The organism is Natranaerofaba carboxydovora, assembly GCF_022539405.1.
GTDB lineage: Bacteria > Bacillota > Natranaerobiia > Natranaerobiales > Natranaerofabaceae > Natranaerofaba > Natranaerofaba carboxydovora.
Window position 1 is genome coordinate 1,015,417 of record NZ_CP054394.1, and the last position, 22,503, is coordinate 1,037,919.

20 protein-coding genes, 1 pseudogene and 1 riboswitch are annotated in these 22,503 nt (G+C 35.0%); of the genes and pseudogenes, 17 read left to right on the forward strand and 4 right to left on the reverse strand.

Translation table 11 applies throughout. The annotated features are described in order from the left end of the window. Positions 1-60: 60 nt before the first annotated feature. Positions 61-975 carry a DMT family transporter gene (locus ACONDI_RS04955; protein ID WP_241080376.1) on the forward strand — a complete coding sequence of 305 codons (915 nt, stop codon included), beginning with the start codon at positions 61-63 and terminating at the stop codon, positions 973-975. 73 nt (positions 976-1,048) lie between these two features. Here ACONDI_RS04955 and ACONDI_RS04960 read toward each other — a convergent pair whose 3' ends face one another. Then, positions 1,049-1,513 carry a C-GCAxxG-C-C family protein gene (locus tag ACONDI_RS04960; RefSeq protein WP_241080377.1) on the reverse strand — a complete coding sequence of 155 codons (465 nt, stop codon included), beginning with the start codon at positions 1,511-1,513 and terminating at the stop codon, positions 1,049-1,051. A 222-nt stretch (positions 1,514-1,735) separates the two neighbouring features. Here ACONDI_RS04960 and ACONDI_RS04965 point away from each other — a divergent pair, with 222 nt between their 5' ends. The 5 genes from ACONDI_RS04965 to ACONDI_RS04985 all read left to right on the forward strand — a co-directional run bounded on the left by ACONDI_RS04965 (position 1,736) and on the right by ACONDI_RS04985 (position 6,099). Then, positions 1,736-2,056 (forward strand): hypothetical protein, encoded by a 321-nt coding sequence (locus ACONDI_RS04965; RefSeq protein WP_241080378.1) that lies wholly within the window; start codon positions 1,736-1,738, stop codon positions 2,054-2,056. Positions 2,057-2,105: 49 nt separating this feature from the next. Continuing rightward, positions 2,106-3,359: a DUF418 domain-containing protein gene (locus tag ACONDI_RS04970; protein ID WP_241080379.1), complete on the forward strand. Its 1,254-nt coding sequence runs from the start codon at positions 2,106-2,108 to the stop codon at positions 3,357-3,359. Positions 3,360-3,415: 56 nt separating this feature from the next. Beyond that, a complete protein-coding gene (locus tag ACONDI_RS04975) occupies positions 3,416-4,684 on the forward strand; it encodes a 3-isopropylmalate dehydratase large subunit (protein ID WP_241080380.1) in 1,269 nt (422 codons plus the stop codon). Between the two features lie 58 nt (positions 4,685-4,742). Then, positions 4,743-5,246: a 3-isopropylmalate dehydratase small subunit gene (locus ACONDI_RS04980; protein WP_241080381.1), complete on the forward strand. Its 504-nt coding sequence runs from the start codon at positions 4,743-4,745 to the stop codon at positions 5,244-5,246. A 61-nt stretch (positions 5,247-5,307) separates the two neighbouring features. After that, on the forward strand, positions 5,308-6,099 hold the full coding sequence (locus ACONDI_RS04985) for an alpha/beta hydrolase (RefSeq protein WP_241080382.1): 792 nt from the start codon (positions 5,308-5,310) through the stop codon (positions 6,097-6,099). Here the strand turns inward: ACONDI_RS04985 and ACONDI_RS04990 are convergent, their stop codons facing one another. Together ACONDI_RS04990 and dapB are read right to left on the reverse strand one after the other, a co-directional pair. Beyond that, complete coding sequence (locus ACONDI_RS04990; protein WP_241080383.1) at positions 6,100-6,573, reverse strand: HFCD family protein; 474 nt, start codon at positions 6,571-6,573, stop codon at positions 6,100-6,102. Between the two features lie 93 nt (positions 6,574-6,666). Continuing rightward, positions 6,667-7,464: a 4-hydroxy-tetrahydrodipicolinate reductase gene (dapB, locus tag ACONDI_RS04995; protein WP_241080384.1), complete on the reverse strand. Its 798-nt coding sequence runs from the start codon at positions 7,462-7,464 to the stop codon at positions 6,667-6,669. A gap of 245 nt (positions 7,465-7,709) precedes the next feature. Continuing rightward, positions 7,710-7,900, forward strand: a riboswitch (cobalamin riboswitch). A gap of 144 nt (positions 7,901-8,044) precedes the next feature. Between dapB and ACONDI_RS05000 the strand changes: the two genes are divergently transcribed. The 11 genes and pseudogenes from ACONDI_RS05000 to ACONDI_RS05050 all read left to right on the forward strand — a co-directional run bounded on the left by ACONDI_RS05000 (position 8,045) and on the right by ACONDI_RS05050 (position 20,540). After that, positions 8,045-9,757 carry an ABC transporter ATP-binding protein gene (locus ACONDI_RS05000; protein ID WP_241080385.1) on the forward strand — a complete coding sequence of 571 codons (1,713 nt, stop codon included), beginning with the start codon at positions 8,045-8,047 and terminating at the stop codon, positions 9,755-9,757. A gap of 90 nt (positions 9,758-9,847) precedes the next feature. Continuing rightward, positions 9,848-11,494 (forward strand): ABC transporter substrate-binding protein, encoded by a 1,647-nt coding sequence (locus tag ACONDI_RS05005; protein WP_241080386.1) that lies wholly within the window; start codon positions 9,848-9,850, stop codon positions 11,492-11,494. A gap of 17 nt (positions 11,495-11,511) precedes the next feature. After that, positions 11,512-12,561: an ABC transporter permease gene (locus ACONDI_RS05010; protein WP_241080387.1), complete on the forward strand. Its 1,050-nt coding sequence runs from the start codon at positions 11,512-11,514 to the stop codon at positions 12,559-12,561. 22 nt (positions 12,562-12,583) lie between these two features. Continuing rightward, on the forward strand, positions 12,584-13,432 hold the full coding sequence (locus ACONDI_RS05015) for an ABC transporter permease (protein ID WP_420848162.1): 849 nt from the start codon (positions 12,584-12,586) through the stop codon (positions 13,430-13,432). A 127-nt stretch (positions 13,433-13,559) separates the two neighbouring features. After that, a complete protein-coding gene (locus tag ACONDI_RS05020; protein ID WP_241080389.1) occupies positions 13,560-13,931 on the forward strand; it encodes a response regulator in 372 nt (123 codons plus the stop codon). After that, the gene (locus ACONDI_RS05025) at positions 13,924-14,568 is read left to right on the forward strand and encodes a chemotaxis protein CheC (protein WP_241080390.1); all 645 of its coding nucleotides are present in this window, start codon (positions 13,924-13,926) and stop codon (positions 14,566-14,568) included. Before ACONDI_RS05020 ends, ACONDI_RS05025 begins: the two co-directional genes overlap by 8 nt. Beyond that, positions 14,561-15,511, forward strand: coding sequence for a GGDEF domain-containing protein (locus ACONDI_RS05030; RefSeq protein ID WP_241080391.1), 951 nt, complete (start codon positions 14,561-14,563; stop codon positions 15,509-15,511). Before ACONDI_RS05025 ends, ACONDI_RS05030 begins: the two co-directional genes overlap by 8 nt. A 126-nt stretch (positions 15,512-15,637) precedes the next feature. Next, positions 15,638-16,363: pseudogene (locus ACONDI_RS05035) on the forward strand (ClpP family protease); the annotation flags it as partial. Between the two features lie 239 nt (positions 16,364-16,602). Next, positions 16,603-16,833 (forward strand): YlzJ-like family protein, encoded by a 231-nt coding sequence (locus ACONDI_RS05040; protein WP_241080392.1) that lies wholly within the window; start codon positions 16,603-16,605, stop codon positions 16,831-16,833. A 271-nt stretch (positions 16,834-17,104) separates the two neighbouring features. Further along, positions 17,105-19,498: a glycyl radical protein gene (locus ACONDI_RS05045; RefSeq protein WP_241080393.1), complete on the forward strand. Its 2,394-nt coding sequence runs from the start codon at positions 17,105-17,107 to the stop codon at positions 19,496-19,498. Positions 19,499-19,622: 124 nt separating this feature from the next. Next, the gene (locus ACONDI_RS05050) at positions 19,623-20,540 is read left to right on the forward strand and encodes a glycyl-radical enzyme activating protein (protein ID WP_241080394.1); all 918 of its coding nucleotides are present in this window, start codon (positions 19,623-19,625) and stop codon (positions 20,538-20,540) included. A 27-nt stretch (positions 20,541-20,567) separates the two neighbouring features. Here the strand turns inward: ACONDI_RS05050 and ACONDI_RS05055 are convergent, their stop codons facing one another. Continuing rightward, positions 20,568-22,283, reverse strand: a complete 1,716-nt coding sequence (locus ACONDI_RS05055) for a sigma 54-interacting transcriptional regulator (RefSeq protein ID WP_241080395.1) — start codon at positions 22,281-22,283, stop codon at positions 20,568-20,570. Between the last annotated feature and the right edge of the window lie 220 nt (positions 22,284-22,503).

A 22,503-nucleotide genomic window follows, 5' to 3' on the forward strand; every position in this document is an offset into this window, starting at 1 on the left:
ATCAGGTAATAAATTAAATATTAAATATTATAAAAAATATAGCGAAAGGGGGAGTAAACAATGATGAATCAAAGACAGGGAATCATTGTAACTTCAATTGCAGCAGCAGGTTTTGGATCTACTACAATATTTGCCCAACTAGCTTATAATTATGGTGCTAATGTAATTACACTACTAACTTTTCGTTTTGGTATTGCCGGTATTTTGTTTCTTCTGGCATTATACTTAACAAGAACTCCCTGGAATCTTAAATTAAATCAACTATTAAATTTAATAGGTCTTGGCGTTATAGGTTATGCCTTTTTTACCACTTTGTACTTTTATGGTGTCTCATTAATTCCTGCTTCTCTAGCGGGTTTTTTACTTTCTATTTATCCTATCGTGGTTTGTGTGGTTGCATATTTGCTTGGTGATGAGATAATGACTCCATCAAAAGTTTTTGCACTTTTGACATCAAAGGGCGGCTTATTATTTGTGCTTGGGCCGGCTTTTGAAGATGCAGATCCTATTGGAATAGTTGCAGTATTATTAGCTGCCGGTATGTATTCCTTATATATAGTGGGAAGTAATAGAATGTTAAAAAGCGTACATTGGCTGCCTGGTTCTGCAGTTATTACGATTTCTTCGGGTGTTAGTTATTTGACCGGTGGTCTAATAACAAATCAATTAAGTTTATCAATCAGCAGAGAAGTTATCTATAGTGGCATTGGCCTTGCTGTTTTATCCACATTTTTAGCAATAGGTGGTTTTTATCTTGGATTAAGTGTAATAGGACCTGCGAAGGCATCGATTGTAAGTACGTTAGAACCTGTAGTAACAGCATTTTTAGCTGCACTGATATTTAATGAAAGGCTGACAATAGGACAGTTTATCGGAGGAAGTTTTATAATACTTGCAATAATAATTCTACAGAGAGCAAGAGAAGAAAGACATCTAAAAAAGGACACACCTGCAACAAAAGGGCCATATAATTAATAAAGATAAAAAGTCAGCTTCCAAGCTTAAATTATGGGAGCTGACTTTAGTTTAAATTTAGTTTATATATTATTTAATTATCAATATTTATAAGTTCTAGCTCTCTTACAATTATATTTGTGGTTTTTTCTGCTATTTCCCCGGTAAAGGAAATACATTGTTCCATATGTTCCCCAGTAGAAAGATCCATATCTTTAGTGAGAATACGACAGCAAAGATGTTTATGATTGTCTTTGAAGCTTTGCTGTAGTTCATTTGCTAGCTCAAGGGTTCTATTCACATTAGGATCACTTTTTTTTGTTCTACCAAAAAAATATCCAAGCATCATAACCCCGCCAGAGACAGCTCCACATACACATCTAGATGTTCCAATCCCTACAGGAAACCCGGACGCCATTGCAATCGCATCATCAGCTAGATCAAGTTCAATGTTTTCTTTGATTGAGCACACTATTGCCTCCGAGCAATAAAATTCTCCATGCCTGTACATATTTTCAGCATCTTGTTTTATCTTTTCGATACTTATTTCATGTTTCATGGAAGTCCTCCTTAATTACTAGGATTTATTTTTAAAATAGTGTTATACTTTGTTTAGAGTAACACAATCTATAAGGTTTGATAAATTTGATTTTTCGATGCAAATCTCTAAAAATATAATTATTATCTATAGAAAGATGCTTAGTAAAGGATAGCAACTTTTCCTTGTAGAATATAATTTATAGAGGTAGAAAAATAAAACTATAGAGGTGAGAGCTAAAACATGAAACAACCAAGTGCAATATCTTTAGCTTTAGAATTTGTCAGGGTTTTGTTTATCTTTATATTGGGGATCTCGTTATTGTTTGCTTTGGAAACTTGGTTCTATAATTTGATTAATGTAAGTATTTCAGAATATGCTTGGATGCCTGGAACTGCTAATATATTACTAATCTTAGTTTTTTATAGGAATGTACTTCAATTTAGAGGTTGGTTCAAAAGTAAACAAAGCAAAAAACTAAGTAAGCTTCACACTAAAATTCTTTTGAGTATTGCTTTTGTACTGCTTATACTTCCTGTGGTCATTCACTATTCACCTTTATAAATGAGATACCACCTATAATATAGACATATGAAAGTTAGGAGGTTCTTTAATGAATAATAATAAGGTACTACACACTCCAATAAGTGAAAAGAAAAGGATTAAAGACATTGATATTATTAGAGGTTTTGCTTTGTTCGGGGTACTTTTAGTTAATGTTTTTTATTTTAACACAACTTTTACCGCAACACTTGTAGGTCAGGTTCCCCTGCTTAATCCACTAGAATTAAGTCCTGGCTTGGACCAGATTACAGCAACATTAGTTAGCTTTTTTGCAGAAGGGAAATTTTATACTATCTTTTCTTTTCTGTTTGGGCTTGGGTTTTACATTTTTATAAGTAGAGCCGAGGACAAAGGATTAGAGTCAAAGCCATTATTCAAAAGAAGGATGTTTTCGTTATTTATCTTTGGTCTATTGAATTTGATCTTAGTATGGTGGGGCGATATACTTCATGTTTACGCACTTGGTGGTTTTATACTTGTTTTATTTAAAGATAAGCCTGTGAAGGTTTTAAGACGCTGGGTACTAATACTACTTACATTTTCTATAATAGCTTCTTCCTTAATGTTTTCTGCTTCCCCTATGGCTTTTCAAGCAATGGACACTAGTAGTTATATGGTTTCTCCCCAAATGGTGGAGCAATCTTTTGAAGTATTTAGAAATGGTAATTACCTGGAGATTATAGGCTTTAGAATTACAAATGAACTGCCATTTTTGCTGTTCTATTTTATCTTTATAATCCCAAAAACCCTTGCAATGTTTTTGATTGGTATGATAGCTGGGAAGATGAATATTTTTGAAAATATTAAAGATAATTTAGCTTTAATAAATAAAATCTGGAAAGTTACTGGAATAGTTGGGGGAGTCTCATTAATAGCTATGCTGTTATCAGGATATCCTGTTCTGGGTCTAAATGGGACGGGTCTATCTCCTGTTTATGCATTTTTCTTTGAAGTAGGCACTGTTTCTATATCACTATTTTATATAACTTCTTTGATTAAGCTTCTTAGAAAGAGTATGTTTGCCAAAGTCCTTTATCCTCTTCAATCAGTTGGTAGAATGGCACTTACAAATTATCTGGTTCAGTGCATAGTGTGCTCACTGGTGTTTTATGGGCACGGTTTAGGTTATATAGGTAATATGAGTGTCTTTACAGGTGTTATTTTTACTATAGCTTTCTTTGTTCTTCAAATGGTCATAAGTAGTGTTTGGCTTAAGTATTACAAATTTGGTCCTTTTGAATGGATCTGGAGAAAATACACTTATGGTAAGGCGAAGGAGATAAAAAGTGGTTTGCAGGTATAGATGACAATATCAAAGAATTAATAGTTATTAAGTGGATTAAGGAGGGAAGATTACTGATGAGTAACAACAAACCTATGCACGCTATAGAAAAAATTCTTGCTAAACATGCTGGAAAAGAAACAGTAAGTACAGGTGAGATTATCAACTGTGAAGTTGATGTTGCAGAAGTAAATGATTTGTACTTACAGACAATAAGATCTTTTTACGAAATAGGTGGCAAAAAAGTTAAACACCCGGATAGAATTGCTTTTGTTATGGATCACTATGCTCCGGCTCCGACAATACAATCTGCAGACAACCAAAAAGCTATGAGAGAATTTGTTTGGGATCAGGATATAAAGCATTTATTTGAGATTAATGAGGGGGTTTGTCACCAGGTTTTGATTGAAGCAGGATTAATACAGCCTGGCAAAATTATAGTTGAGACAGATTCCCATACTACTATAATGGGTGCTTTTGGTGCAGTTGGTACGGGTGTTGGGGCAACTGATATGGCAAGCATAATGCTTACTGGAGAGTTATGGTTTAGAGTACCGGAGATTATAAAGATAAACATAGATGGGAATTTAAAAGACGGTGTTATGGCAAAGGATATAATTTTAAATATACTCGGTGAGCTAAAACAAAATATAGCAGTTTACAAAGGGGTCGAATTTTCTGGGGAGGCTGTCAAATCATTAACTCTTGCCGAAAGAATGGTCCTTTGCAATATGGCTGTTGAGATGGGAGCTAAGACAAGCTATATTGAGCCCGATGAGAAAGTTTTTGACTATGTTAAATCAAAGACGGAAGAGCCTTTTACAGTGTTTGAGACAGATAGCGGTTATGAATACAATGAAGAATACAACTTTAGCGTGGATGAGCTTACCCCACAAGCAGCATTTCCTGGCAGTATTGATGATGTTCACCCTATAAATAACTGCGAAGGGGAAAAGGTGGATCAAGTCCTTATCGGAACCTGCACAGGTGGGCGTGTAGAGGATTTTGAAATAGCAGCAAAAATTATAGGTGATAAGAAAATCGATCCTAAATGTAGATTAGTTGCTGTGCCTGCTTCTAAAGGAGTTTTGTTGGAGATCACGAGAAAAGGAATTTTGGAAAAACTTACCGAGGCAGGTGCTGCTATTGTTACACCTGGCTGTGGGCCGTGCCTTGGAGCCCATGAAGGAGTGTTAGCTCCTGGTGAAGTTTGTACATCAACAAGCAGTAGGAATTTCCCCGGTCGTATGGGAAGTAGAGATGCAAGGATTTATTCTGTTTCACCGGCAACAGCTGCAACAACTGCCCTTAACGGGAAGATAACAGACCCAAGAAATGTAATTTAAACCTTATAATTAATATTTGCACCAGAAGAATATTTTATTTACGAAAGGATGATAATTCATGGAAGAAGTTATCCGCAGCAAAGCATATAAGTTTGGTGATAACATAGATACTGACCAGATTTATCCAGGTCGTTATCTTGAGCTTACCGACGCAGAGGATGTGGCAGCTCATGCTATGGAAGGTGTAGACCCTGATTTTGTTTCCAGGTTTAAACCTGGTGGTATTATTGTAGCAGGAGAAAATTTTGGCTGTGGTTCAAGTAGAGAGCATGCTGCAATTACTTTAAAACATAGTGGCGTTAGCTTGATTATAGCAGAATCTGCGGCCAGAATTTTTTATAGAAACTGTATTAACCTTGGGATGCCTGTTATGATATGCAAAGGTATAAGTAAAGAAACAAATGAGGGCGATAAATTAGAAGTTAACATAACAGAAGGTAAAGTCAAAAATCTTACTCAAAATAAAGAACTGCAAGGTGAGCCTTTATCTGATTATGTTTTGAAAATTTTATCTAAAGGTGGTATAAAGCCACTTTTAAAAGAGCAGTACGGTGATGATTGAATTGCTAAACTAAGCCTTAGTTTGACCAGCTAATTGAGGAACTCTGGAGGTGCCATGTGATTTGATAACAGATAAGCTGAATATTGAAGTAGATGGATTGAATATAGTCGGCTGGACGTACAAAAAAGAAGAAAAAGCTGCTTCAAATAAAAAAGATCCTCTTTTAATCATCTGTCACGGCATTCCTGGACAAAAAAAGCCAATATTTAATCAGGATAGTGAGGGTGATGGAGGTTATCCTGCTTTAGCGAAGCAATGTGTAGAAGCTGGGTTTTCGGTTTTTCATTTTAACTTTCGAGGAACCGAGGAAAGTGAAGGAAATTTTGATCTAAAAGGTTGGGTAAGGGATTTGAGAGCAGTAATTGATTATCTTGACAATAGTTATCCCGGCGGAACTGGTGAAAACGGAGTTTATCTTTGGGGTTTTAGTGCAGGTGCGGCGGTCAGCTCATATATAGCCTCTGAAGATTCTAGAATAAAAGGGCTTGTCCTAGCTGCATGTCCTGCTGATTTTGAGGAACTTTTCTTAGAGTCTAAATTAGATGATGTAATAAAAGAGTTTAGAGATAGAGGGATATTAAGGGATTTAGAATTTCCTTCTGATTCAAAGGGATGGCTACAAGATATTCATGACATAAAGCCAATTAAGTACATTGCTAAAGTTACCCCAACCCCTATACTTATAGTTCATGGCGACGAGGACGAGTTAATCTCCTACCAAAAAGCGTATGATATTTACAAAAAAGCACTGGAACCTAAAGAAATCAAAATAATACCCGGTGCAAAACATCAGCTCAGAAAAGACGAAAGAGCAGTAAAAACTTGCATTGAATGGCTTAGTCAGATGGCTTAGTCAGAGGTTATGATTTTCTAAAAAAACTGGCTTGATTTGTTCGTTTTTGAGTGCAGCACTACATGTTTTACTTATAAGATCTAGTCTACTTTGAAACATTTTAGCTTCTCTATCGTTTATGCCAAAAGGAACAAAAAATATTCCTTGCTGGTCAATTAATTCAGTAAAATATTTTAGCAGATTAAAGTGTTCTTTAGTGCTAGAATTCATAGCAAAAACTAAGGGGATTTTTCCAGGATTAATGGGCGGTTTATCAGATATAAATGATTTTAGCATTTCTTCTGTTGGTGAAAAAACAACCAGAAGATTTAGTAAACTTAAATATTCTTTTTTAAAATCAAATGTATTTTCCCTGGGCAGTATTATTACTTCTGCTCCTTTACTAATCAAGCTATCAATTTGCTTTAGTATTGTTGATTCTTTAAGTTGAAAAGTAAATAAGCTTATGCCTAACCTTCTTTCTTTTAACGACATAAAAGCACCTCCTTCGGTGTCATATATAAATATGCTTTTTACCGACAGAAGGTGCTTTATGTAATTGGGATACTTAATTGATTTTTAATTATTCTACTCAAGTAGATTTTCTAAACCAAAGACAAGTCCCTTAGTTTCCATTACTTTGTTAACAGCAAATACTACACCGGGCATAAAAGAATTTCGGTGAAAAGAGTCGTGTTTTATTGTTAGAGTTTGACCTGTGCTACCAAAAATAACTTCTTGATGAGCGATAGGACCGGTTAAACGAATGCTATGGATGTGGACATCTTTTTCTACGCCACCTCTTGCCCCATCTAACTTCATTAGGTCTTCTCTTTCTGGGGGCTTTTCTTTACGACCTTTATCTATAAGTTCTGCTGTTTTCAAGGCAGTGCCTGAAGGAGCATCAATCTTTTTGTCATGATGAGTTTCAACGATTTCTGCCTGGGAGAAATATTTTGCTGCTTCTGCAGCAAACTTCATCATCAAAACAGCTCCAAGGGCAAAGTTAGGTGCAATAACAGCACTAAGATTTTGCCTGTCTACAATCTCCTTAACATGAGAAACATCCTCTTCAGTAAAGCCGGTAGTACCAACTACCGGGCGTACACCACAATTTAAGGCAGTTTCTATGTTATCTACTGCACTCATAGGTGTTGTAAAATCTACCATTACATCAGCATTTTTAGATGACAAATTTTCTTCTGTAAGCTTTTCGATAAATACATTAAGCTCTTCTTCGCCTAGAATTTTACCTATATCTTCGCCTTCGCCATGTCTGTCAAAAGCGGCTATAAGCTTTAGATTATCTTCACTAAGAACAGTGCGGCATACTTCCTGCCCCATCCGGCCATTAGCTCCGCTTACGGCAACCTTGATTTCTTCCATTGTTTTCACCTCTCGTAGACTATAGATTATTTCTATGAAACTTTATGGTTTAAGATTATTTTGGACTAATCAGTAAAATATGTCAAGTTAAGCTTTTTTACTTCTTTTACTATAAATATCATTTTTGTAGCCAAGTATACTGGGAACAAAATTGCTTAGTAGTTACAATTTTGCTTACAAATTTTGCTTAGCAGTCTTGACACAATTATAAATATAAACTAATATTTAAATATACAACAATTAAATATAATTTTTAATAACTAGGTCCCTGCTTGTTATATGGGGTTAAATTGGAAGTCGGTGAAAAGCCGGCGCGGTCCCGCCACTGTGATGGGGAGGTTATTTTCACTTTTAGCCACTGGAGTTAGTAACTCTGGGAAGGCGAAGATAACCTATGAACCTAAGCCAGGACACCTGCCTAGTTATGCTTCACCTAAGAACTACGAGAGATAGGGAGGTGAGCCCGTAGGATGTGAAATTTTATCAATTGGTCCTGCCGTAAAACTCCCATTTCGTAAGGGAGTTTTTTTAATGGCTGGAATTACTTTATAGGTCTGGTAAAAGGGGAGAGTTTTACTTAATGCTTACAATAAATGATCTTTCAATTAAATATTTATTTGATGATAACGAGATCAAAGCAGTTAATAAAGTTACATTTAGTTTAGAACCTGGTGAAAGTGTTGGTATTATCGGAGAAACAGGCAGCGGAAAAAGTACCCTTGCTCATAGTCTATTGGATCTTATTTCGGCACCCCACGAAAAGCAGGGCGAAATAATAATAGACCAAAAGAACATTTTTGACTTACCTGCTAAAGAAATAAACGAGCTACGCTGGAGTACTGCAGCAATAGTATTTCAAAACTCCCTTGAAGTTCTAAATCCGGTTATGAAAATAGGAGATCAAGTTATAGAGCCGCTTCGAAAGAAATCTAGCTTATCTAAAGCTGAAGAAGAAAAAGAACTGCTAAAACTCTTCGATATGGTAGACCTAGATATAAAGTGGAAAGATGCATATCCACATCAATTATCCGGTGGTATGAGGCAAAGGATGCTCTTAGCAATGGCTCTTTCATGCAAACCAAAACTATTAATATTAGATGAGCCTACAAGTTCTCTTGATGCAATTTCGAGAGAGAAACTTCAAAACCTTTTGAAAAACTTGCAAAATGAATTAGGTTTTTCAATGTTAGTTATATCTCATGAGATAGGTACTATTACAAAACTAACAGATAAACTTATGATTATGTATCAGGGAGAAATGGTGGAAAAAGGTGTTACAGATGAAATACTAGATTATCCAGCCCATCCATATTCTAGAGGTTTAATTAATTCCTCTGTTGAGGTTTTTCCCTATAAAGATCTATGGGGAATACCTGGAGAGCCAGAGATAGGTGTGAAAGTATCTAAAAAAGAAAAGTGTCTTTTTTCTTCTAGGTGTACTCAGATGATTGAAAAATGTAAGAACGAAAGACCAACACATCAAAAAATTTCATTAAACCGTGAGGTTTTATGTCATCAAGGTGGGATAACAGACGTTTTAAAGGCAAAAGAACTTTGGAAATCTTTTGAACTTGGAAATAGTAGTGTAAGTGCAGTAGCAGGAGTAGATATATCATTAAAGCATGGAGAAACAGCAGCTCTTCTAGGACCCTCTGGTTCTGGCAAATCTACCCTTGCACACCTTTTGTGTGGCTTTATCCCTCATGATGAGGGGAAGATTGAATTTTTAAATAAAGAAGTAAATGGCAACTGGGTGGTCAAAGAAGAAGGTGGAATACAATTAATTCTTCAGGACCCTTATAGTTCAATAAGTCATCGTTTAACCGTATATGAAGCAGTTACAGAACCTTTGTATATTAACAAAATAGGTGATCCAACTGAGAGAACAGACCGATGTAAAAAAGTTTTATCCTCTGTACAACTACCTAGTGATGATGAATTTTTAGACAGATGGTGTTCTTCGTTAAGCGGTGGCCAAAGACAGCGTCTTGCAATAGCTAGAGGGCTGATAATGAAGCCTAAAGTATTGATTGCAGATGAGATAACTTCTATGCTTGATGTTTCTACCCAGGCTAATATTATGAGACTGTTAAAGGGGCTTCAAAATAAGGAAGGGTTTAGCCTCTTGTATATAACCCATGACCTACAGCTTGCAAGAAAAGTTGCAGAAAAGATTTATGTCTTAGATGAGGGTAAGGTAATAGAAGAAGGTTCTGCGACAAAAGTATTTGAAAATACAAGCTGTTGTAAAACTAAAGAATTTATTGAAGCTGGACTTTTAGAAATTAGTTAGTATATGACTAGTCATGATTTTAATATGTAAAAAAGAAGGGGAAGCAGGAGAACCGTCCCTGAAAAAAGGAAAAAGAGGAGGAAAAACATTATGAAAAAGCTTACAACTTTTATTTCAATTATATTAATTATTTCCATTTATGTGTTGGTCTTTGCCGGTTGTGGTGGAACAGAAACCGGTGAAAAAAAGCAACCAGAAGAAGCAGCTAAAGGTGAAGCTGATCAAGAGAAAAGTGATGATGAAGTAGTAGTACGTCTTGATACTAATGATGAAGGTTATCCTCAGCCATTTACCCATCATGCACGAGGACCCGGAAGAAGCAAGATGAGGCTAATCTTTGATTCTTTACTTGAAAGAGGGGAAAACGGGCATATCCCCTGGCTAGCAAAAGATTGGGAAGTGTCTGAAGATGGAACTGAGTACACATTTTATATAAGAGAAGGGATAGAATGGCAGGACGGAGAGGAGTTAACTGCAGAGGATGTGGCTTTTTCCTTTGAATATTACCAAGATCATCCACCTGTGGATATAAGTGAACCTGTTGTTTTCGATATTTTAGAAGATATTGAAGTACTAGATGATTACAAAGTAAAGATGACTACAGAGAGGGCACATGCTCCTTATGTATTAGAAGCTGGCGAGATGAGGATAATTCCTAAGCACATCTGGGAAGATATTGATGACCCTCAGCAGTTTACTGATGAAGAAGCTGTGATAGGAAGTGGTCCCTACAAGTTAAAAGAATACAATGAAGAACATAGTACTTATGAATTTGAAGCTAACCCTGACTTTTGGGGACCTAAACAAAAAGTGGATGTTCTTCAATATAGGCCTGTAAGTGATGAAGTAATGGCACTTGAAAATAATGATATCGACCAAGCTGAAATACCTGAAGATGTGTTACAGCGCTTTGAAGATGATCCTACTTATGAAATAGCTGAAAGACCTGGAGTATGGGCATACAGGCTCAGAATAAACTTTGATAATGTCTCCTGGTTAAACGAACAAAAAGCAAGACAAGCCCTTGCTTATGCTATAGACCGAGAAAATATAATAAACACAGTTGCAAGGGGAGCTGGTATCCCGGGGAATATGGGGTTATTGCCTCCTGATCATCATATGCATAATCCTGACGTGCCAGAATATGAGCATGACCCAGATAAGGCCAGAGAGCTTATGGAAAAAGCAGATGTCATAGATAATAATGAGGAAGTTTCCGTTGAAATTATTGTAGGAGATGATCAAGAAGAAGTAAGGATGGCTGAGCTTTTGAGACAAGACTTGAGAGAAATTGGAATTGATCTAGAGATAAATTCCATGGATTCTCAAGCACGAGACTCCCAATCAAAAGAAGGAAATTATGAGTTAGCTATTATGGGCCATGGTGGCTGGGGGGATGACCCAGAGAATTATTTTAGTATAAGGTTTGATGATGCCAAGGAAGGTACAGGGATATATGGTGGAATTCCTGGCTACGAAAATGAAGATGTAGACTTAATAAGAGAAAAACAACGTGAAGAGCTTGATGAAGAAAAACGAGAAGAACTTATCAAACAAGTTCAGGAAATTTGGGCAGAAGATATCCCTGAGATACCTCTCTACTATGTTACAGGTCATTATGTGTACAACAAGGATGTATACGATAATTGGACTTTTGTTTATAACCATCATTCTATTGATCAACACAAGATAACTTACTTAGATAGAGACGATGAAATATTTGAAGAAGATAAGTGAGAGTAAGGAGAGTTATTATGACATCAACTAGAAGTAAAAGGATTAAAACCATACTAGGTTATTTGATTACTTTTTTACTCCTTATCACCATAAATTTTTCATTACCCAGGCTTATGCCTGGGGATCCTTTTATACATGCCGGTGGAGAAGCGGGAGAGGTTATAACCTTTTACTCGGAGGATCAGATAGAATATTTAAGGGAGTATTATGGTTTGGATGAACCTGTACACAGGCAGTATTTTTCTTATCTAGGCGATACTTTAACTGGTAATTTAGGCTTTAGCTATTATTATAATCAAGATGTAAGTCAAATTATTTTAAAAAGACTGCCCTGGACAATGCTTTTGGTAATTTTTTCTACTGCTTTAAGCATAATTTTAGGAATTATTCTTGGAAGTTACTCAGCAGAAAAAAGAGGCGGATGGCAAGATAGAGCCGTTTATTTGGTGATGATAGTATTTTCAGAAATTCCTGCCTTTTTAATAGGAATATTTTTACTTGTTATTTTAGGAGCCTCTCTTGGATTATTCCCTCTTTCAGGAGGGGTGACTCATTTTACTGTGCATGAATCTATCTGGAGTCAGATAATAGATATATTGTACCATTCTGCCCTTCCCATTATGACTTTGACATTAAGTCGTGTAGGAGGTATGTATCTTCTAGTTCGAAATAGCATGACAACTGTACTATCAAAGGATTACATAAAAACAGCAAAAGCAAAAGGGCTTAAAAAATTTAGGATAAAATATGTTCACGGTCTAAGAAATGCTATCCTTCCCCTTATCACAAGGGTTTGTCTTCAGATGGGTGGTATAATCGGAGGAGCGGTGCTTGCAGAGAATGTTTTCTCATATCCTGGACTTGGTACTATAATGACAGAAGCAGTTTTTGTCAGGGATTATCCTTTGCTGCAGGGAATTTTTTTGGTGATGGCACTGACTGTAATGGGGGCTAATGTTCTTGCAGATGTGCTTTATCAAAGACTTGATCCAAGGACCAAAGCTCCTGTGATTAATCCTAAGAAGACATCTGTATGTGAAACTACAGCAGAAAAAGAATTCAACTAAAAGAATTTGTATGGTTTGGTAGGTGAGAGGATTGGAAAAACTTAAAGAGTGGTGGGGGTTTTTTAGTTTTTTAGGAAAAACTGCTGTAATTATATTATTACTTATAATTGTTATGGGGACATTAGCCCCGTATCTTTCCGCTTTTCCTCATGATGTAAGTTCAGGACCTCCTTTGGAGCCACCTGGTGGAGAGCATTTCCTTGGGACAGATGAACTAGGTGTAGACCTGTGGGCAATGATAACCTACGGCGCAAGGGTTAGTATTATTGTAGGTCTTGGTACGGCACTTTTGGCAGGGCTTGGCGGCGGTATTATTGGAATTATTGCAGGATACAAGGGTGGATGGTTTGATAAGATCGTGATGAGACTAGTTGATGTAATGATAGCTCTTCCTGACCTTCCAGCCATGATAGTGATAGCGGGTTTTTTTGGCTCTAGCCTTACTAATATAATTATAGTTTTATCACTTTTTTCCTGGTCAAGGCCTGCACGAATTGCCAGATCTCAAGCCCTTTCCCTTAAAGAACAACCGTATTTGAAAATGGCATCTTTTTATGGTGGGAGTACTTTTTATCTATTGTACAAGCATTTTGTTCCAGAACTTTTTCCTATATTATCAGTCAGTATGATAAGACTTGCGAGCAGAGCAATAATCACTGAGGCTTCTCTTGCTTTTATTGGGCTTGGTGATCCAACTTCTAGAAGCTGGGGACTTATATTAAACCATGCACTTAACTTTAGCGGGATATATTTTACTCCTTATTGGAAATGGTGGTTATTATATCCATGGCTTGCCCTTACTTTACTTGTTGTTGCTTTGGCTTTAGTTGGTAGGGATTTAGAAAGAATTGCAGATCCTCGGATGAAATAAAAGTATAGTATAAACAAGGAAAACTAAGCTTAATTTTAAATAATTAATGAAATGTTTCTCTGTTTATAATATAATGTTACTGAATGTGTAGATTTTTAGCATCTAACGAACAGAAGGAGAGTTAAGTTTGAAATTTCTTATAATAGAAGACTCTATGCTATACCAAAAATTCATAGTAAAAAAATTAAAAGAAAACTTTACAGATGCTGTGTATTTGACTGCAAATAGTGGTGAAGAAGGTTATCAAAAATATTTAGAGGAAAAACCTGATTTTGTGCTTCTTGATTTATTACTCCCGGACAAGAAAGGTCAGGATGTATTAAAATCTATATATGAATATAATCCTAACGTAAAGGTAATAGTTATTTCGGCTGATGTTCAAAATATGGTGCGTAAGGAAGTCGAATCTATTGGAATCTTGAACTTTTTTAATAAACCTCTGACAGATGATAAGGTAGAGGATTTAGTGAAGATAATTGAGGAGAATTATGATGCTTAGCTCTATACAGGAAGATGCACTAAAAGAATTTATGAATATATATATTGGACAGGCTTCAAGCCTTCTCTCAGATATTACAGGGGAAAAAATTGAACTAAAAATACCCGAAATCAAACTTTTAAATTTCCCTCCCGGGAAAAAGCCTGATATAGGTTCCCTAAATATTCTCCCAAAAGGCGATATAATATCTTCAAGTCTATCTTTTGGTGATGAATTAAAAGGTAAAGCCAGGTTGGTCTTTCCTGCCGACAAAACGAGAACCCTAGTTAATTTGTGTTTGGGAGAAGATGCTTTACCTGACGAAGAGGAGTTTGATTTAGAGAATCTAACAGATATTGATTCAGATGCAATGAGAGAGCTAGGTAATATAGTTTTGAATTCTATAATGGGAGGACTGGCTAACTTAACAGGTATTTGTTTGAATTATTCAATACCAGAAATAGAAGTGCTTTACTTCCCAAAAGTAGAAGCAGAGGAGATTAGCTTAGAAGATAATTTATATGTATTGATCATAAAAAATACTTTTAGTTTTTCAAACACTGAAGTAGAAGGTGCGATTTTGGTAGCACTTAGTATAGATTCTGTCAACTGGCTTATAAAAAAAATAGATGAAGAGATTGTGAGGATGTATGAATAATATAGATGAAAAAATTATTGACAACTTAAATTTGGGGATCATAGTCTTAGATGAAGAATTGAATGTAGTTAAATGGAATAACTGGATGGAGAATTTGACAGGTAACAAAAAAGACAGTGTAATTAATAAAAAATTAACCAGCTTATATCCTTTGTTTGAAAAGAATATTTATAAACAGTTTATTTTTAATGCTTTAAATAATGGCCAAAAAATGTTTTGTTCTGCGGCTCTTCATCCGGTGTTTTTTCCGCCTACAAATAATAAAAATAAAATCCAACAAAACCTTCATATTGAGCCATTTAGCTATGATGATAAAACCTTTGTATTATTACAAGTTTTTGATGCTACTCACCACCGCAAAAAACTTTCTTATTTGCAGAGTTCTTTAAAAGAAATGGCTAGTTTTAAAGAAAAAGCAAAGCTAGATGGTTTAACCAAACTACCCAATAGAGGTTACTTTTTAGAACAACTTGAAAATATTATAAAGAATTATAATTATAAAGAAACTGATTATGAAACGAAAAAATTAACTCTTTTATTTATAGATTTGGACTCTTTTAAAGAAATAAATGACTCGATTGGTCATGTGTATGGGGATAATTTATTAAAAACTGTTGCTAAAAGGATAAAATCTGTTATTAAAGAAACTGATTTATCTGCGAGGTATGGTGGAGATGAATTTGTTATATTACTTAAAAATATTGGATCGCTGAAAGAAATAACAAGTGTAGCTAATAGGATTCTTGGAGTTGTTGAAGAGCCTATAAAGCTTTCTGGACAGGAGATATATTTTAGTATAAGTTTAAGCATAGGGGTGGCATTATATCCAACTGATAGCGATAGCTTAGAAAAACTTATCGAGAAAGCAGATAAAGCTATGTATGAAGCTAAGAGACTTGGAGGTAACAGGTGCGTTTTTTATAGTGACATAAAAGAGAATTAAACCAAGGACTTTATGATGAGTCCTTGGTTTTTTTTATAAAAATAATAACCTATCTATTTCTGAAAATGTATATGTATCAAAATTCTTTGGAATAATAGCAGGAGAATGATAAAGGGAGTGACAATTATGGAGCAAAACAGTTATGATGCTAAAAAATCAACAAAACGAGAATCTGTAAGAAGGAGTAGACAAAAAGACATGACTGATAACCTTAAACAATATGGCCAGGTACAAATTCCTCAACCAGCGAATCATATTCATTCTCTTGTTATTGTAGGTCAAATTGAAGGTCATATGACTCTACCACCACAAAACAAGACAACTAAATATGAACATATTCTACCACAGCTAATTGCAGCTGAGCAAAACCCAAATATTAAAGGTGTATTAATTCTGTTAAATACAGTTGGTGGAGATGTTGAAGCAGGTCTTGCTATTGCAGAGATGATTGAGAGTATGTCTAAACCATCAGTTAGTGTAGTTCTAGGTGGTGGACATAGTATCGGGGCGCCAATTGCTGTGGCGACTAACCACTCTTATATTGTTGAAACTGCAACGATGACAATCCATCCAATAAGACTTACTGGACAGGTACTTGGAGTGCCACAGACATATGAGTACCTTGACAAGATGCAGGAAAGAGTAATTAGTTTTATCACAAAAAACACTAGTATATCTTCTCAGGAATTAAGAAAATTAATGTTTAATTCTGGTCAGCTAGCAAGGGATATAGGAACACTTTTAATTGGAAGAGACGCTGTATTACATAATTTGATAGACGAAGTAGGAGGGATAGGCCAGGCTGTATTAAAACTAGAAGAATTCATTAAGCAAAAAGAATCTGGTTATCAAGATAACAGACAACAGAATATAAACCAGCCAAATTTGAGATATCCTCAGCAGAACAATCCAAATTCAGGCAACTCTTTTTTTGATGATCCATTTAATAGAAACCCCCAGAACCCATCAGATTATGGTAATCCTTATCAAAGGCAAAGTGGACCAGATGAAAACAAAGATAATAAAGGAGACGACAACTCCACAAATAATAACACAGGCAATGATAACAATCATTCTAGGGGGGATAATACTTGAGCTTACTATATACATCTGTTCCCCTAGATCAGGTCTTTGAGGATAGGACAAAAGAAGAGCCAACGTATGAAGAGATTCAACTTGAAGGTAAAACTTTAATAGTTGAACCTACAGGTCCTTATGAAGGGAAATTGGTAAGACTTATTAGCAGCAATGCTGACGATTACCTTGACCCTAACTATCAACCTGGAAGTGTTATAAAATATTCGCCTTCTTTAGAAAGTTGATATTAAAAACAACAGAAAATATAATGCCCGTGAAAATGCTCACGTTGTAGTGGCATTTTTCACGGGCATTTTTTATTGTTTAGAACAGGTTTTTTTTAGATAATTCAAATAAAACCGTGATTTTTTTCACCACTCTATAAGTTACATTTTTGATTTTAAATATTTAATGCAATTATAACAGATGTTTTAGAAATTTTATATTATTTTGTTATATTGGTACAAAAATTGCGACTATATATATGTAAATTCCCATTGAGGAGGAATGATTTTAATGCATGACAAAAATTTGTTAGGTTATGTGGGCGATCTTCCAGAAATAACGCCACGTATTAAAAAATTGACCAATGATATTTTAAACGCTGTTCCAGAAATTGATCCTGAACGGGCTAGACTTTTGACCCAATCATATAAAGAAACAGAAGCTTTACCCATGGTAATTAGGAGAGCTAAAGCCTTAGAAAAAATTTTGAACGAGATGACTATTGTTATTAGAGACGATGAATTAATAGTGGGCAATCAAACTACAAAACCAAGAAGCAGTCCGGTATTTCCTGAGTTTTCAAATAAGTGGCTCATGGAAGAGTTTGATAGACTTCCTAAACGCTTAGGTGATGCTTTTAAAATTTCTGAAGAAACCAAGGATGAATTAAAAGAAATTTTTAATTATTGGGACGGAAAAACTTCTAATGAATTAGCTGCATCTTTGATGAGTAAAGAAGCTGAACAAGCTCAAGATGCTGGTGTTTTCACAGTAGGTAATTACTTTTTTGGCGGAGTAGGTCACACAACTGTTGATTATGAAGAAGTATTGACATATGGATTTAAAGGGATAATTGAAAAAGCAAAAACAGAAAAAGATAATTTAAATGTAGCTAAACCCGAAGATATTGAAAAAGAGCATTTTTTAAATGCAGTAATAATTACTTTAAAAGCAGCTATTAATTTTGCTAAAAGATTTTCAAAAGAAGCTAAAAAGCTAGCTAAAGAATGTGAGGACAAAACAAGAAAAGATGAATTGCACAAAATTGCTGAAGTTTGTGATAAAGTTCCTGAATATCCAGCAGGAAGCTTTCATGAAGCCTTACAATCGTTTTGGTTCGTACAATTAATAATTCAGTTAGAGTCTAGTGGACACTCCATTTCTCCGGGGAGATTTGATCAATATATTTTTCCATATTTAAAAAACGATATAGAGAAGGACGATCTTACTCTTAAAAAAGCTCAAGAGATATTAGACGCTCTTTGGGTTAAATTTAATGACATTAATAAAGTTAGAGATGAAGGGTCTACTAAAGCATTTGGCGGTTATCCGATGTTTCAAAATCTTATTGTAGGTGGTCAAACCCCTGATGGACTAGATGCTAGCAACCTATTATCTTTTATGTGTTTAGAAGCTACAACTCATATAAAAATGCCACAACCCTCAATTTCAGTACGTATCTGGGATAAAAGCCTTGAAGAATTAACTGAAAAAACAGTCGAAGTAACTAAGTTGGGTCTGGGTATGCCTGCATACTATAATGATGAAGTTATAATACCTTCCCTTGTAAATCGTGGTCTGACTTTAGAAGATGCTCGTGATTATTGCATTATTGGTTGTGTTGAACCTCAAAAAGGTGGCAAAACCGAGGGTTGGCATGATTCAGCTTTCTTTAATATGGCTAAAGTACTGGAACTTACTATAAATAATGGTGTTGAGAATGGCAAACAATTAGGGCCAAAAACTGGAGAATTTACCTCTTTTAATTCTTTTGAAGAATTTAAACTTGCCTTTGAAAGACAGATGGAATATTTCGTAGCCCTGCTAGTTAATGCAATAAATTCAGTGGATATAGCTCATATGAAAAGAGCGCCGTTACCATTCTTGTCAAGTATTATTCAAAACTGTATTGAAAAAGGAAAAACAGTACAGGAAGGTGGAGCTTATTACAATTTCACAGGCCCACAAGGGGTAGGAGTTGCGAACGTTGGAGATTCATTTGCTGTCATAGAAAAGCTTGTTTTTAATGAGCAAAAGCTTAGCCTTGAAGAACTTAAGAAAGCGTTAGACAATAATTTTGAAGATGAAGATTTAAGACAAAAGCTTTTAAATGAAGTAGCGAAATATGGTAATGATATTGAGGAAGTGGACATGCTAACTAGAGAGGGCGCGTTAATCTATTGTAAAGAAGTAGAAAAACATACCAACCCAAGAGGAGGGATATACCAACCAGGTTTGTATCCCGTATCAGCTAATGTACCTTTAGGAGCTGCAACTGGTGCAACCCCCGAGGGAAGAAAAGCTAGAACTCCCCTCGCAGATGGAGTTTCACCTGTATCAGGTATGGATCGAAATGGGCCTACGGCTGCAATTAACTCTGTAGCAAAACTTGACCATCATATAGCATCAAATGGAACTTTGTTAAACCAGAAGTTTCACCCTTCTTCCCTTGAAGGTGAAAGTGGCCAAAGAAATCTTGCTGCATTAATAAATGGCTTCTTTGATCAAAAAGGTTTACACATCCAAAACAATGTTATAGACAAAGAAACTTTAATAAAAGCTCAGAAAAATCCTGACAAATATTCTAGCCTTGTGGTAAGGGTAGCAGGTTATAGTGCATATTTCACTTCTTTAGATAAGTCGCTACAAGATGATATTATTAACAGAACTGAGCAGAACTTTTAAACTAAAATTAAATCTATAAAAGAGGCCCTTTTAATTGGGCCTCTAACAAAATTGTCATATAGGGAGGGGCTTTTCTATCATTACTAATAATTCTATTAATTATAAAGGCTCGGCAGACAGAGGAATGGTTTTCGATATTCAAAGATTTTCTGTACATGATGGTCCAGGTATTCGTACCGTTATTTTTTTAAAAGGATGTCCGTTATCTTGCTCATGGTGCAGCAACCCAGAATCGCAGCAATATGAACAAGAGATAATGTTTAACCCAAGCCTTTGTATTGAATGTAAAAAGTGTGTTGGCGCTTGTTCAGTTAAAGCTATTAGTTATGATACAGTAACTAGAATAGATCGTGATAGCTGTGTGAACTGTAAAAATTGTGTTGAAGTATGCAATAGCAGAGCTTTAGAACTTGCAGGTTATGAAGCTACAGTAGAGGAGCTACTTAAAGAAATAGCTAAAGATAAAATTTATTATAAACGTTCAAAGGGTGGAATTACCCTTTCTGGAGGTGAACCGCTTTACCAGAGCGATTTTGCTATTAACTTGTTAAATGCATGCAAAAGTAAAGGTTGGCATACTGCGCTGGAAACTTCTGGATTTGTGTCTCAGAGCTCGTTAAAAGAAGCCATTAACTTTTTGGATTTATTATTATTTGATATTAAATCCATGGATTCAACAAAAATTAAAGAGGAACTTAATGTTTCTAATCAAATAATTTTGGATAATGTCCAATTAGCAGCAAGGAAAGATGTTCCTATTATCATAAGAAAAGCAATCATACCAGGGTTTAATGACAATGAAAAGGATGTTAAGTCTACTGCTAAGTTTGCTAGGTGGCTCGGAAAGAATGTAAAAGGGATAGATTTACTACCTTATCATAGACTTGGTGAAAACAAATATAGATATTTAGGGAAAAAGTACCTGTTAGAAGGGGCAAAACCACCTTCTAATGATAAGATGCAAACTTTTAAAAAAATAATTGAAGAAGAAAGAGTTCCTGTAACTATAGGTGGTAGTGGTGGTTTTTATTTGGAGTTATAACTACATTGAACTATAGATTTGTTGTAGTTATTTTAAACTATATTTACCCATTTTCTTCGATAAAGTTGTCCTATCAATATTTAGTTTTCTAGCAGCGTCAGATAGACTGCTGCTATTTTGGATAGCTTGTTTTATTAACCTAATTTCATATTTTCGCACCTCATCTTTTAAACTTTTAAATTCATTACTATCCTTGCCTTCTAAAGCATTTTTTAATTCCAAAGGCACATCATGAAGTTTTACTAGTTCTTTTTCGCTTAAAAGTATAAGTCTTTCAATAGTGTTTTCAAGTTCTCTAACATTACCAGGCCAGTCATAATTGTAAAATAAATCTAAAACCTCTCTAGATATTGTTTTGTTTAAACCATGTTTATTATTGTATTTATCTAAGAAATGTAGGGTTAAAGGGAGGATATCCTCCTTTCTGTCTCTCAAAGGTGGGATTTTTATAGGTATAACATTCAGTCTGTAGAATAAATCATCCCTAAATCTGTTTTCATCGGCTAACTTTTTTAAATCTTTGTTAGTGGAAGCAATAACACGCACATTGATCTGACGTGGAGTGTCACTTCCTATTCTATTAACTTCTTTTTCCTGTAAAACTCTCAAAATTTTAACCTGAAGGTGAAAAGGTATTTCACTTATTTCATCTAATAAAATAGTTCCTTCATGAGCAAGTTCAAAATAACCAGCTTTCCCCTTTTTTAACGCACCAGTGAAAGAGCCGGATTCGTATCCAAACAGTTCTGACTCTATTAGTGATTCCGGTATAGCACCACAATTAACCCTAATATAAGGCTTGTCTTTTCTATTGCTTATTTCATGTAACATTTTTGCGAAAACTTCTTTTCCAGTTCCTGACTCACCTGTCAATAATACTGTAGAATTAGTATTTGCAATTCTTGAAATGATTTCCATGGTTTTATTAAAAGCCTTACTTTTACCAATAGCCTTTGCTTTGGCATTTTTAATTGATCTTAGCCTGTCAACTTCAGAACTAAACTTAATTGTTTTTTCATGTTCTTTTTCTAATTCTTTTTTGTAATAACTTAATTCTGTGATATCTCTCACGTTTGTTACTACTTGAGTTATATTTCCTTTTGAATCAAAGATCGGGTTGCCTGTTACAATAACTTCCTTGCCTGTTTTTTCGATTTTTTGCATTATAGTTTTGGTTTTTTTTTCTTTCAAAGCAAGCAAAGAAACTGATTCACTGATATATCCTGCCTTCACTAAATCTTCCATGTGTTTTCCTATAACTTCAAAGCCTTTTAGACCGGTGATTTTCTCATATCCCTCATTTACATATACTGTATACCCGTTTGCATCGGTAATATAAATTCCGTCGTATGAAGCCCTTAAAATGTCTGCAAGCATTTGATTCCACTCTAAATGTTTTTGTATATGGGATATGTCTTGAAACACTGAAACAGCACCGATGATTTTACCATCATTTTCAATTAAACTTTGATTAGACATTATTTCTTTTTCGCCAATCTTTATTCTTTCGCCAAGGTAATCAGTACCTTCTTCTAGTCTTTTGAGTAATGTGGAATAAGGCATAACTTCATTAATTTTTTTTTCTATAGCTTTTTCTTGTTTAATTTGAAGTATATTTTCGGCACCTTCATTGAAAAAAATTATTGTGCCTTCACAGTTAATTACCAGTACACCATTATATATGCTATCTAAGATATTTTTATATAATTTATTGTTATTTTGCCTATAATTACTGTCACTCATTTTTGCCCCTCCCCTGATATTAATGGGTATTTTCGGACGATATGCTAGTAAATGTTAAAGAAATCACTAATGAATGTAATATAACAGCGGGTGATTTACCATGCGATATTAGTATAGCATAGACATATGATTTTAACAACATAGACCGTGACATATTTCACTTATAGTGAAATATGTCACGGTTGAAATATTTAGGCAATTAACACAGAAGGGGTTAACG